Source organism: Teichococcus aerofrigidensis (assembly GCF_054073225.1).
In genome coordinates, this window is record NZ_JBSXMU010000102.1 from 1 (window position 1) to 11,956 (window position 11,956).

At 73.3% G+C, this 11,956-nt stretch carries 15 protein-coding genes; 3 read left to right on the forward strand and 12 right to left on the reverse strand.

The features are described from left to right. The 3 genes from ACVMLK_RS16695 to ACVMLK_RS16705 form a co-directional block, all read right to left on the reverse strand. Positions 1 to 356: hypothetical protein (locus ACVMLK_RS16695; RefSeq protein ID WP_457487038.1), on the reverse strand; the 356-nt coding region annotated here is incomplete at its 3' end. A 14-nt stretch (positions 357 to 370) separates the two neighbouring features. Beyond that, the gene (locus tag ACVMLK_RS16700; RefSeq protein ID WP_198366583.1) at positions 371 to 1,096 is read right to left on the reverse strand and encodes a 2OG-Fe dioxygenase family protein; all 726 of its coding nucleotides are present in this window, start codon (positions 1,094 to 1,096) and stop codon (positions 371 to 373) included. 134 nt (positions 1,097 to 1,230) lie between these two features. Next, entirely contained in the window at positions 1,231 to 2,013 is a 783-nt protein-coding gene (locus ACVMLK_RS16705) for a helix-turn-helix domain-containing protein (protein WP_457487039.1), read from the reverse strand. A 93-nt stretch (positions 2,014 to 2,106) separates the two neighbouring features. Between ACVMLK_RS16705 and ACVMLK_RS16710 the strand changes: the two genes are divergently transcribed. Next, the gene (locus ACVMLK_RS16710) at positions 2,107 to 3,336 is read left to right on the forward strand and encodes an MFS transporter (RefSeq protein WP_457487040.1); all 1,230 of its coding nucleotides are present in this window, start codon (positions 2,107 to 2,109) and stop codon (positions 3,334 to 3,336) included. 10 nt (positions 3,337 to 3,346) lie between these two features. On the opposite strand, the gene ACVMLK_RS16715 is transcribed toward ACVMLK_RS16710, so the two are convergent. Together ACVMLK_RS16715 and ACVMLK_RS16720 are read right to left on the reverse strand one after the other, a co-directional pair. Beyond that, positions 3,347 to 3,511 carry a hypothetical protein gene (locus ACVMLK_RS16715; protein WP_198366311.1) on the reverse strand — a complete coding sequence of 55 codons (165 nt, stop codon included), beginning with the start codon at positions 3,509 to 3,511 and terminating at the stop codon, positions 3,347 to 3,349. Between the two features lie 9 nt (positions 3,512 to 3,520). After that, positions 3,521 to 4,183 carry a dienelactone hydrolase family protein gene (locus tag ACVMLK_RS16720; protein ID WP_457487041.1) on the reverse strand — a complete coding sequence of 221 codons (663 nt, stop codon included), beginning with the start codon at positions 4,181 to 4,183 and terminating at the stop codon, positions 3,521 to 3,523. A 65-nt stretch (positions 4,184 to 4,248) separates the two neighbouring features. On the opposite strand from ACVMLK_RS16720, the gene ACVMLK_RS16725 reads away from it, so the two are divergent. Further along, positions 4,249 to 4,485 carry a DUF4169 family protein gene (locus tag ACVMLK_RS16725; RefSeq protein ID WP_457487042.1) on the forward strand — a complete coding sequence of 79 codons (237 nt, stop codon included), beginning with the start codon at positions 4,249 to 4,251 and terminating at the stop codon, positions 4,483 to 4,485. On the opposite strand, the gene ACVMLK_RS16730 is transcribed toward ACVMLK_RS16725, so the two are convergent. From ACVMLK_RS16730 to purM, 7 genes are all read right to left on the reverse strand, one after another. Next, on the reverse strand, positions 4,473 to 6,347 hold the full coding sequence (locus ACVMLK_RS16730) for an ATP-binding protein (protein WP_457487043.1): 1,875 nt from the start codon (positions 6,345 to 6,347) through the stop codon (positions 4,473 to 4,475). The genes ACVMLK_RS16725 and ACVMLK_RS16730 overlap by 13 nt on opposite strands. A 138-nt stretch (positions 6,348 to 6,485) precedes the next feature. Next, entirely contained in the window at positions 6,486 to 7,580 is a 1,095-nt protein-coding gene (ychF, locus tag ACVMLK_RS16735; RefSeq protein WP_457487044.1) for a redox-regulated ATPase YchF, read from the reverse strand. Positions 7,581 to 7,655: 75 nt separating this feature from the next. Next, positions 7,656 to 8,072 carry a hypothetical protein gene (locus ACVMLK_RS16740; protein WP_198366316.1) on the reverse strand — a complete coding sequence of 139 codons (417 nt, stop codon included), beginning with the start codon at positions 8,070 to 8,072 and terminating at the stop codon, positions 7,656 to 7,658. 4 nt (positions 8,073 to 8,076) lie between these two features. Next, positions 8,077 to 8,649 carry an aminoacyl-tRNA hydrolase gene (pth, locus tag ACVMLK_RS16745; RefSeq protein ID WP_198366317.1) on the reverse strand — a complete coding sequence of 191 codons (573 nt, stop codon included), beginning with the start codon at positions 8,647 to 8,649 and terminating at the stop codon, positions 8,077 to 8,079. A gap of 12 nt (positions 8,650 to 8,661) precedes the next feature. Next, positions 8,662 to 9,306 carry a 50S ribosomal protein L25/general stress protein Ctc gene (locus tag ACVMLK_RS16750; RefSeq protein ID WP_198366318.1) on the reverse strand — a complete coding sequence of 215 codons (645 nt, stop codon included), beginning with the start codon at positions 9,304 to 9,306 and terminating at the stop codon, positions 8,662 to 8,664. 223 nt (positions 9,307 to 9,529) lie between these two features. After that, positions 9,530 to 10,135, reverse strand: a complete 606-nt coding sequence (purN, locus tag ACVMLK_RS16755; RefSeq protein ID WP_198366584.1) for a phosphoribosylglycinamide formyltransferase — start codon at positions 10,133 to 10,135, stop codon at positions 9,530 to 9,532. 59 nt (positions 10,136 to 10,194) lie between these two features. Next, on the reverse strand, positions 10,195 to 11,277 hold the full coding sequence (gene purM, locus ACVMLK_RS16760; RefSeq protein ID WP_198366319.1) for a phosphoribosylformylglycinamidine cyclo-ligase: 1,083 nt from the start codon (positions 11,275 to 11,277) through the stop codon (positions 10,195 to 10,197). A gap of 76 nt (positions 11,278 to 11,353) precedes the next feature. On the opposite strand from purM, the gene ACVMLK_RS16765 reads away from it, so the two are divergent. Beyond that, positions 11,354 to 11,956: hypothetical protein (locus ACVMLK_RS16765; protein ID WP_457487045.1), on the forward strand; the 603-nt coding region annotated here is incomplete at its 3' end.

Genomic DNA, 11,956 nt, shown 5'->3' on the forward strand with positions numbered 1-11,956 from the left:
GGCGGCAGGAGATGCGGCGCGCCCGCGGGCAGGGCCGGCAGGGCCAGGCCGGCCTGGCAGGCGAGCTGGCAGCAAAGCGCGTGCTGCGGCTCGCCCGCCGGCGCGTCCGGGAGCGGCGCCGTGTCATGCGCCGGGAAAGCGCAGAGCGCGGACATCGGGTCGAAGGCGGCGGGGCCGGCCAGGGTCGCCCTGGCGACGGGCGGGCCCTGCAGCAGGAGCGCGAGCAGCAGCAGGGCGGCGATGAAGTCCCGCCCCGTCTGCCGCCACATCTCCCGCCCGGCCTGTGCCACGCCCACCGTCCTGTCCCGCGTCCCGGAGGCTAGGGCGCGGCGGCGGCGGAAGGCAAGCGGCGCCACCTCCCCGCCGGCTTCTACCCGCCGGCCCGGAAGGTCAGCACCAGCACGTCGCGGTGGCCGGGGCGCGCGGGGTCCAGCGGCACCACCGGCGTCACCCCGTGCCAGACGCGCCGGTCATCGAGCAGCACGCTGTCCATCGGGTCGCGCAGGGCGAAGCTGGCGGCCTCGCCCTCCTGCCCGTCGACGCGGATGCCGGTGACGCCACCCTCGACATTCTCCCGGCCGATCAGCGTCACGAGGACATAGTCGACGCCATCGCGGTGCATGCCCTCGGGGGTGGGCCGGCCGGCCTCCTCGGGGCGGGCCTGGATGCGGAACTGGTGCGCCTCCACCAGCCAGTCGCTGCGCGGGCGCATGACGTCGAAGACGGCGCGGGCGCCGTTCAGCAGGGCGGTCATCGCCGGCCCCTCGCCGACCGCCGCCTCGACCGGCGCGAACCAGCGCTCCCGGCCACCATTCAGCGGATTGAAGTCGAGGCTCTGGAAATGCGGCCGGTGCGGCGCGCGGGTGATGCCGGCATGGCCATGCTCCAGGGTGTAGACCGCATGGCGGCGCAGCCGGTAGCGGCCGCGATCGGCCATGTGCTCGTCCGGCCGGAGATCCTCCCAGGAGGCGGCGAACCGCGCCCAGCCGGGCCCCTGCAGGGCCTCGCCCGAGGCATCGAAGCCGGCCCGGGCCAGGGCCGAGGGCAGCAGGACATAGCCGTCCCGGCGCAGCAGGGGCGCGGGCGTGACCGGCATGGGGGCCCGCGAGGGCGTCTGGGTCTGCATCACGCCGGGAAGCAGACCAGCCCGCCCGGGCGGCGTCCAGACGAGGCCTTGCGCGCCAGATGCGCCGATTCGGCATGGCCCCCCATGGCGCTGTCCGGGGCACGCTATCCGGGCGCCAGGCCCTTGTGCCGCGCCGCGCCCGGGGTGAGGCCGAAGGCGGCGCGATAGGCGGCGCCGAAGGCCGGGGCGCTGGCATAGCCGACCGCCGCCGCCGCCTGCGCCGGCGCCAGGCCGCGGGCCAGCAGGGCGGCCGCCTCGGCCAGCCGCCATTGCTGCCGCCACTGGGCGAAGCTCATGCCGGTCTCGGCGCGGAACAGGCGGGAGAGGGTGCGTGGGCTGGCGCCCACCGCCTCGGCCCAGCCCTCCAGGGAGAGGTCGCGCGCGGGATCGGCCCGCAGCGCCTCGGCCAGACGCAGCAGGCGGGGGTCGCGCGGCTGCGGCACGCCGAGCGGCAGGGTGGGGGCATGGGCGATCTCGTCCAGGATCAGCGCCGCCAGATGGCCGCCCCGCCCGCGCGGGTCCCAGTCCGGCGGCTCGTCGCAGGCGGCCAGGATCAGCTCGCGCAGCAGCGGCGGCACCACCAGCACGGCCACGGCGGGCGGCCCGGCGCGGGCGGCGTCGCCGCGCAGGAACAGCGCCCGCATGGCGACCTCGCCCTGCATCGCCACGCTGTGCGGCGTGCCGCCCGGCACCCAGAGCGCGCGGCCGGGCGGCACCACATAGGCGGTGCCGTCGGTGGCGATGCGCATCACGCCATGGGTCGCGTAGATGAGCTGGGCGCGGCGATGGGCATGGACGATGGTGGTGTCGCCATCCGCGTAGTCGCGGCGGAAGCCGGCCAGGGGCCGGTCCACCTCGTCCTGGGGCAGATCCTGCCGGATGGGCACGACTTGGCGCGATGGCGACATAATCTGGCCGAACGTCGATAAGCGGACAGGCTATCCTCGCCGGCAAGCAACAGCAAGCACCGAGACCCGGCCATGGCCCTGCATCCCGCCACACGGCAGATCGCCTTCATCAACACCGCGCACGGCATCACCCATTTCAGCCTGCTGATCCTGGCCACCGCGGTGCTGAGCATGGTGCGGCAGGAGGCCGGCACCTTCGGCGCGGAATACGGGCCGATCCTGGCGCTCGGCACCGCCATGTTCGTCCTCTACGGCGTCGGCTCGCTGCCCATGGGCTGGCTCGCCGCGCGCTTCGGGCGGCGCAACCTGATGCTGGCCTTCTTCCTAGGCACCGGGGGATGCATGGCGCTGGCGGGGCTGATGCAGTCCCCGCTCGGCCTGGCCCTGGCGCTGGCCGGGATGGGCGCCTTCTCCGCCATCTACCATCCCGTCGGCACCGCCATGCTGGTCGAGGCGGCGGGCGACAAGGTGGGGCGCGCCGTCGGGCTGAACGGCGTGTTCGGCAATCTCGGCGTGGCCACGGCGCCGGTGCTGACCGCCTTCCTCGCCATCACGCTCGGCTGGCGCTGGGCCTTCCTGGTGCCGGGCGTGCTGACCGTGCTGGCCGGCCTGCTCTACTGGCGCGAGCCGCCGATCGACATGGCCACGGCGCGCGGCGCGGCGCGGCCCTTCCCGGCCATTCCCCGCCCCGTGGTGCGGCGGGCGGTGATCGTGCTGCTCTCCATCGCCGCCGCCTCGGGCTTCGTCTTCAACGCCTTCACCCTGCTGCTGCCGAAGCTGATGCAGGAGCGGCTGGCGGGCAGCCCCGACCTGCTGCCGGTGATCGGCCTGCTGGCCTTCCTGGTGACACTCTGCGGCGGGCTGACGCAGTTCACCGTGGGGCGGATGATCGACCGCACCACGCTGAGGCGTGTCTTCCTGCCGATGGCGCTGATCCAGTTGCCGGCCATGCTGGCGCTCTCGGTGGTGCAGGGCTGGATGGTGCTGCCGCTGGCGGCGATCCTGGCCGCTTCGATCTTCGGGCAGGTGACGGTGAACGAGACCATGACCGCCCGCTACATCGCGCCGCCGCTGCGGGTGAAGCTCTACTCCATCCGCTTCTTCGTGGGCTTCCTCGGCGCCGCCGCGGCCTCGCCGCTGGTCGGCCTGCTGCACCAGGCGACGGGAAACCTGACCCTGACCATCCTGGTGCTGTCCGGCTTCGGCAGCGTGACCCTGGTCTGCGCCCTGTTCTTCCCCGACCGCCAGGAGGAACTGCGGCCCGAGCTGTGGCCGGCGGCGGCGCCCGCCCCGGCCGAGTGAGGGCGGCCGCTCAGTCCTCGCCGCGCCGCCGCCCGCGGAAGACCATGACCAGGGCCGCGAGCGCCAGCAGCAGCCAGACCAGGATGGGCGGCGCGCCGAAGCCTTCGGCATAGAGTTGCGGCAGCCAGGCCAGCAGGGCCAGGATGGCGGCGGCGAGGGCGATGTAGGTGAGCATCGGCGCCGCTCAGCCCAGCGTCCGGGCCAGGAAGTCGAGGCTGCGCCGCAGCGCCAGCGCGTCCGCCGCGGCATCATAGGCGGCCCGCTCCTCGCAGGCGAAGCCGTGGCCGGCGCCGGGATAGGTGTGGATCTCCACCTCCGGCCGCGCCGCGCGGATCGCCGCCACGTCGTCCATCGGGATGCCGTGGTCGGTTTCGCCGAAATGCAGCTGCACCGGGCAGTTGGGCACCTCCTCGCGCGCCGCCGCGATGCCGCCGCCATAATAGCCCACCGCCGCGGCGAAGCTCTGGCTGCGCGTCGCGCCATGCCAGGCGACGGTGCCGCCCCAGCAGTAGCCGATGATGCCGCGCCGCGCCGCCATGGGCAGGGCGGCCGCGGCGGCCTCGATGTCGAGCAGCGTATCGGCCGGGTCGATGCGGGCGCGCAGCGCCTGGCCGAGCTTCACCTCATCCGGCGTGTAGCCCAGCTCCACCCCCGGCTCGGCGCGGTCGAACAGGGCGGGGGCGATGACGGCATAGCCGCGCCGCGCGAAGCCCTCGCAGACATGCCGCATATGACGGTTCACGCCGAAGATCTCCTGCACCACGACGAGCGCCCGGCTGGCCTCCTCCGGCCCGTCCCGCCAGGCGGAGAGGCGGTGGCCATCGGCGGCGGCGAGTTCGATCTGCATGGCGGCTTCCCTGGAACAGGGCGGCGGGATTCTCCCCGGGGCCCGTTTCATCCTATCCTCGGCGCATGGCAGAGATCATCAATCTGAACAAGCACCGGAAAGCCGCGGTTCGTGGCGCGGCGGAGCGGCAGGCCGCCGTCAATCGCGCCAGCCACGGGCGCAGCAAGGCGGAGAAGGAGCGCGACAGGGCCGAGGAGGCGCGCCGCCAGGCGCTGCTCGACGGGGCCCGCCGCGCGGAGGACCCGCCCGGCGAGACCGGCGCGGAGCCCGCGCCTCCCGGCCCGCCACCTCAGGCGCGCTGAGGCTCCGGCCGGGCGAGGTCGTGCGGCATCGCCGGCGATCCGGCGGCCGGCCAGCGCTGCACGGCGGCGAGCAGGCTCTGCCGGTCCACCGGCTTGGCGAGATGGCCGTCCATGCCCGCTGCCAGACAGGCATCGACATTCTCCTGTTCCAGTTCGCCGGTCAGGGCCAGGATGCCGATCCGGCGCCGGGACGGGTCCGCCCGTTCCGCCGCGCGGATGTGGCGGGTGGCCTCGAGGCCGCTCATTCCCGGCATCTGCACGTCCATCAACACCAGGTCGACGGGCTCCCGCGCCAGCAGGGCCAGCGCCGCCTCGCCGCTCGCCGCCTGCCACACGACATGTCCCGCGGCCTGCAGCAGCGCCTGGGCGACCATGCGGTTCACCGCCACGTCGTCCACCACGAGCACACTGCACAGGCCGTTCATGACCGACGGCGGCGGCTGGGCGGCGGCGGTGCGGGGCGGCGTGGACGGCTGAAGCGGCAGCTCCACCCAGAAGTGGCTGCCCAGCCCGGCCACGCCGGCGGCGACGCCGATCCGCCCGCCCATCGCCTGGGTCAGGCCGGCGCAGATCGCCAAGCCGAGGCCATGTCCCTCCTGCGAGGCGGTGAGGCTTTCCGCGCTGTCGAGCCGGCTGAACTCGGCGAAGAGCCGGGCCTGCTGGTCGGGCGGGATGCCGGGGCCACTGTCGATGATGCTGATGCGAAGGCCCTGTGGCGCGAGCGGCCTAACCACCAGGCGAACCTGGCCGCGGGGCGGCGTGTACTTCACCGCGTTGCCGAGCAGGTTGAGCAGGATCTGGCGCAGCCGGCGATGATCCGCCCGCACCGAAGGCGCGGCCTCCGCCGTGACCTCGGTCTCGACGGTGAGGGTCTTGCGCTGGATCTCCGGCCGCAGCAGCTCCAGCGCCTCCTCGAGCAGCGGCCGCACCGCGACCGCCTCCTCGCGCAGGGTCAGGCGGCCGGCCTCGACCAGGGCGATGTCCAGCACATCGTTGACCAGGGAGAGCATGTGCTGCCCGGCGCGGCCGATCACCGCCGCCTGCTCGCGGGCGGCGGGCGGCAGCGCGCCGTTCTCGCGCAGCGCCTGCGACAGCCCCAGCACGCCGTTCAGGGGCGTGCGCAGCTCGTGCGACATGCGGGCGAGGAAGCGCGATTTCGCGGCATTGGCCTGCTGCGCGGCGTCGCGGGCCGTGGCCAGGGCGAGGCGGATCTCCTCATCCTGCCGCTCGCGGGTGGCGAGGAGCAGCGCCATGGTGGTGACGATGCCCTGCAGCGCCGTCAGCAGCATGACCAGCTGCACCGCCATGTCGCTGGGCAGCTGGCTGCCCGCCTGCCATTGCGGGCGGAGGAGGGCGAAGGGCACGCGGCCCAGCACCAGCAGGCCGTGCAAGGTGAAGGAGAGGGAGAGGAACAGGCGCAGGCCCCAGCGGATGCCGGCCGCCCGCCAGAAGGCCAGGCCGGCCGCCAGCAGGAGCGGGCCGCACAGCAGGGAGGCCAGGATCACCCGCGCCTCGACCGTGTCCATCGCCCCGGGGAACTGCCGCAGCGTGAGCCAGAGCAGCGGCGCCGGAAGCACGATCCAGAGCCGCGCCGTGCGGCCGCTGAAGCGGCGGGCGCCGACCCAGCAAAGGCCGCAGCCGCCGAGCACCAGCGCATTGGCCAGCGAGATGGAAAGGGCGTCGCTCAGCAAGCCGCGCAGCCCGGCCAGGGCGCTGCCGAGACCCAGCGCGATCAGCGCCGCGCCCCATTCCCCATAGCCCTCGACGTGGTTGCGCGCGCGCGACAGCAACATGCAGCCGATGCCCAGGGCGAGGCAGATCAGCGTGCTGAGGAGCAGAAGTGTTTTACTGTCCAACGCCACGGATGTGCTGGCCGCCCGGTTTCCCGCTGTGTTCCGGAACCCTTTTCCGAAGCGGCCATTCTACGTGGCGGTGCCGCTCTCAACTAGAGGAAAGAGCGAGAATCGGCACCGTAAATTGCAATGACAGGTTGAATGCAATCAAACGTTGAATCGAAAAAGCATGATATCGCCGTCCTTGACGAGGTACTCCTTCCCCTCGACGCGCATCCGGCCGGCTTCCTTGGCGCCCTGCTCCCCGCCCAGCGCGATATAGTCCTCATAGGCGATGGTCTCGGCGGCGATGAAGCCGCGCTCGAAATCGCCATGGATCACGCCGGCGGCCTGGGGGGCCTTCATGCCTTTGACGATGGTCCAGGCGCGGGCCTCCTTCGGTCCCACGGTGAAATAGGTGATCAGGCCGAGCAGCCCGTAGCCGGCGGCAATGACGCGGTCGAGACCGGAATCGGCCAGGCCCAGCCCTTCCAGGAACTCGCCCCGGTCCGCCTCGTCCATCTGGCTGATCTCGGCCTCGATGGCGGCGGAGACCACCACCGCCTTGGCGCCCTCCAGCGCCGCGCGGGCGAAGACCTTCTCGCTGTGCGCGTTGCCGCTGGCAGCGTTCTCCTCCTCCACGTTGCAGACGTAGAGCACCGGCTTCGAGGTCAGCAGCTGGAGCCGGCGGACCGCCTCCTCCTCGCCCTTCGGGATCGAGGCGCGGGCGGGCCGGCCCTCGCGCAGCCCGGCCAGGATCGGCTCGATCATCGCCATCTGCGCCGCCGCCTCCTTGTCCCCGCCGCGCGCCCGCTTCTGCAGGCCCGTCTGCCGCTTCTCCAGGCTGTCGAGGTCGGCCAGCATCAGCTCGGTCTCGATCGTCTCGGCATCGCGGATCGGATCGACGCTGCCCTCGACATGGGTGACGTCGCCATCCTCGAAGCAGCGCAGCACATGAACGATGGCGTCGCATTCGCGGATATTGCCCAGGAACTGGTTGCCCAGGCCCTCGCCCCGGCTGGCGCCGCGCACCAGGCCCGCGATGTCGACGAATTCCAGGCTGGTCGGCACGATCTTCTGGCTCTTGCCGATGCGGGCGATCTCGTTGAGACGAGGGTCCGGCACCGCCACGCGGCCGACATTCGGCTCGATGGTGCAGAAGGGGTAGTTCGCGGCCTGGGCGGCGGCTGTCTGGGTCAGCGCGTTGAACAGGGTGGACTTGCCGACATTCGGCAGCCCGACGATACCGCAGTTGAAACCCATGACAGTCCTCGGAACGGCAGGAGAAGCCGGCCGGGCGCGGCTGTCGCCCGGCCAGTGGTGGAGCTCGGTGGGACGCTAGCCCTCGCCGGCCAGGGCGGCCGCGATGTCCTGGGCGATCTGCGCGGCGGCGATGCGGGCGGCCGCGTCGTCGGTGGGCAGGCTGAGGGCGGCGGCGCGGAGCTGCGTCACGGCGCCGGCCTGCGAGACATCCAGCGTCCCGGCGGCGGCGCGGATCAGCCCGGCCCGGGCCGGGCCCTTGGCCTCCGACACCGCCTGGGCGATGGCCAGCGCCAGCGCGGCGCGGGCGGCGGCGGCCTCGATCGCCCCGCCATGCCCGGTGTCGCTGGCTTCCAGGGCGGCGGCGGTGCTGGCCAGGGTCTGCGCCTGGGCCAGCAGGGCGGCGGCGAGCGCCGCGGCGCCGTTCGCCAGATCTTCGGGGCCGGGGCCGCCGAACTCGGCCGCCAGATCGGCGGCGGCGTCTTCGATCGCCATGGTATCAACTCTCCTGGGTCAGCAAGGCCACGCGGGTCATGAAGGCCTCCCGCTCGCCCCGGACCAGGAGCGGCGCGGCCTCCGCCACCGCATCCAGCATCGGTTCCAGCCAGGTGTCCACCTTGGCGAAGTTGCCGAGGACATGGCCGGTGACCTTCTCCTTCATCCCCGGATGGCCGATGCCGAGGCGGACGCGCCAGTAGTCCGGCGTGCCGAGCCTGCGATCCATGTCGCGCAGGCCGTTATGGCCGGCGGCGCCGCCGCCCTGCTTCACCCGGATGCGGCCGGGGGCGAGGTCGAGCTCGTCATGGAAGGCGGTGATGTCGGAGACGGGGATCTTGTGGAAGGCGGCGGCCGGCTGCACCGCCTCGCCGGAAAGGTTCATGTAGGTCTGCGGCTTCAGCAGCAGCAGTTTCCGCCCGGCGATGACGCCATCCGATACCAGCCCCTTGAAGCGGCTGCGCCATGGCGGGAAGCCATGGCGCCGCGCGATGGCGTCGAGCGCCATGAAGCCGATATTGTGCCGGTGCCGCGCCTGGCCCGGCTCCGGATTGCCGAGGCCGACCCAGAGCAGCACCGCGCGGCCTCCTTACTTCTTGCCCTTGCCCTTGCCCTTGGCCTCGGGGGCCGGCGCGGCGGGGGCCTGGACGATGACCTCTTCCTCGACCGTCGGAGGCGCGATGGTCGCCACGACGAAGTCACGGCCGACGATCACCGGCTTGGTGCCCTTGTGGTCCAGCACGTTGGACCAACGGAGGCTGTCGCCGATGGCGGCGGCGCCCATGTCGATCTCGAACTGGTCCGGCACCTGGTCGGGATCGGACAGCACCTCGAGCTCGCGGCGGACGACGTTCAGCACGCCGCCTTCCTTGATGCCCGGCGCGGTCTCCTCGTTGAGGAACACGACCGGCACCTTGACGCGGATCAGCTGGCCCGGCGCCAGGCGCTGGAAGTCCACATGCAGCGGGCTGTCCTTCACCGGGTGGAACTGCACGTCGCGCATCAGCGTGCGCACGGTCGGGCCGTTCTTCACCGCCACCTCGTAGAGGTGCGACTGCCAGCCGCCCTTGTGCAGCTCCTTCATCACGTCGCGCGGGTCGAGGGCGATCAGCGTCGCCTCCTCCTTCGCGCCGTAGATGACGGCGGGAACCAGCCCCGCCCTCCGAGTCGCGCGCGCCGCCCCCTTACCGGCCAACTCGCGCGCCTCGGCCTCGATCCGAATCGTCTGGACCATCTGTCCGTGCTCCGCTTGTCTCTCGGGCTCGTCGGGCACCGCGCCGGCTCGCACCGGGGCGCCCCGCCCACCGCTCCCGGACCCATGCCCGAAAACAGTTGCGCCGGCCTCCAGGGGTGCCAGCGCAGCGCGGGCCATTAGGGCATTTCCGACGGGGAGGCAACGGATAGCTGGCATTCGCCGCCGGGGGCCGCCGCTCAGGGCCTTCCGGGACGGGAGCGGCTCAGCCGGGGTTGCGCAGCGCCACGGCACTCGGCGCCGGCGCCGCCTCCAGCCGGGCGAGGCCGCCCTCCAGCCGCACCCGGCCCGCCGCCAGCCAGGCCAGGGCGGCGGGGTAGAGGCGGTGCTCCTCGGCCAGGACGCGGGCGGCGAGCTCGGCCTCGCCGTCGCCGGGCAGAACCGGCACGGCGGCCTGGGCCAGGATCGGTCCCTCATCCACGCCCGGCGTCACCAGATGCACCGTGCAGCCATGCAGGCGGACGCCCGCGGCGAGGGCCCGCGCATGGGTGTCGAGGCCCGGGAAGGCGGGCAGCAGGGAGGGGTGGATGTTCAGCAACCGGCCCTCCCACCGGGCGGTGAAACCCTCGGTCAGCACGCGCATGAAGCCGGCCAGGGCGATCAGCTCCACGCCGTGCTCCGCCAGCACCGCCTCCATCGCCGCCTCGAAGCCGGCGCGGTCGCGGCCGAAGGGGCGGGATTCCACCACCGCCACCGGGATGCCGGCCTCGGCGGCGCGGGCCAGGCCGGCGGCGTCGGCGCGGTTCGACAGCACCAGGGCGATGGTGGCCGGATAGGTCGGGTCGGCGGCGGCGGCGAGCAGGGCGGCCATGTTGCTGCCCCGGCCCGAGATCAGGATCGCGGTGCGGCGCCGCGCGGGGGCGCCGCCGGTCACGGGGTGGACCGGGGGAGGGGCCAGCCGGCCGGCAGGTTGTCGATCCGCACCTCGGGCGCCGCGTCCGCCGCACCGGCGGCGATGGCACCGAGGCGGAACACCGTCTCGCCGGCCCCGGCCAGCAGCTCGGTCGCCGCCGCCGCATCGGCCTCGCGCACCACGAGGCACATGCCGATGCCGCAGTTGAAGACGCGCAGCATCTCCTCGGGCGCAACATGGCCCTGGCGCGCCAGCCAGGCGAAGACCGGCGGCACCGTCCAGGCGCCGGCATCCAGCACCGCGACCGTGCCGCGGGGCAGCACGCGCGGCAGGTTGCCGGGCAGGCCGCCGCCGGTGATATGCGCCGCCGCCTTCAGCAGCCCGGCGCGGTGCAGCGCGAGGACCGACTTCACATAGATGCGCGTCGGCGCCAGCAGCGCCTGGCCGACGGTCTGGCCGGCGGCGAAGGGGGCGGGGGTGTCGATGCCCTGGTTGGTCCCGGCCAGCACCCGGCGGACCAGCGAGAAGCCGTTGGAATGCACGCCGGAGGCGGCCAGCCCCAGCACCACGTCGCCGGGACCGACATCCGGCTTCGGCAGCAGCGCGCCGCGCTCGGCGGCGCCGACCGAGAAGCCGGCGAGGTCGTAGTCGTCCTTGGCGTACATGCCGGGCATCTCGGCCGTCTCGCCGCCGACGAGCGCGCAGCCGGCCTGGCGGCACCCCTCGGCGATGCCGGACACCACGGCGCTGGCCTGCTCCAGCCGCAGCTTGCCGGTGGCGAAGTAGTCGAGGAAGAACAGCGGCTCGGCACCCTGCACGACGAGGTCGTTGACGCACATGGCGACGAGGTCGATGCCCACCGTGTCGTGCAGCCCGGCGTCGATGGCGAGGCGCAGCTTGGTGCCGACGCCGTCGGTCGAGGAGACCAGGACCGGATCGGCGAAGCCCGCCGCCTTCAGGTCGAAGAGCGCGCCGAAGCCGCCGAGGCCCCCCATCGTGCCGCTGCGGTCGGTGGAGCGGGCCAGCGGCTTGATGGCGTCCACGAGGGCATCGCCGGTTTCGATATCCACGCCGGCATCACGGTAGGTCAGACTGGTCATCAGGGGGCCCGATCGGCTATGCGCAAAAGACCCGGGCGCAGTCAGACCGCTATGCCGGGCCATCCAAGGGGGCGGAATGCAACACTTTCGGCGTCTCGCCGCAACCATTGTCCTGGGAACCCTGATCGGCGCGGGGATCGGTGCTGCCCCGGCGGGCGCCCAGCTGCCCAATCCGCCCTCTCCCCTGCCGGCGGACACGGCGGCGGCCGGCGCCGCGCCGATGGCCGACCCGATGGCCGCCTACACCCAGCGCGGCGTTCCGGCGGAGGCCACGGCGGAGAACGCCGTGGTGGCCCGCACCCGCGCCATCGCCTCGGCGCAGCGCCTGGCCTATGAGCGGATGGCCAGCGAGCTCGGCCTGCCGCGCGGCGTCAGCGATTCGCAGATCGAAAGCATGGTCAGCAGCATCGTGGTGGAGCAGGAGCGGACCACCCGCACCGGCTATACCGGCCGGCTGACGGTCAACTTCAATCCCAACCGGGCGGGCGGCCCGGGCCGCAGCCTCGCCAGCGGCGGCACCGCCGGCGCGGCCCCGAGCGACGCGGCGCCGCCGGTCATGCCGCACAGCGGCCCGGCCGCCAGCCATATCGAGGCCCGGGCCCGCTTCCTCGGCCTGAGCGAATGGCTGGAGCTGCGCCGCCGGCTGGCCGCCAGCCCGGAGATCGCCTCGGTGCAGATC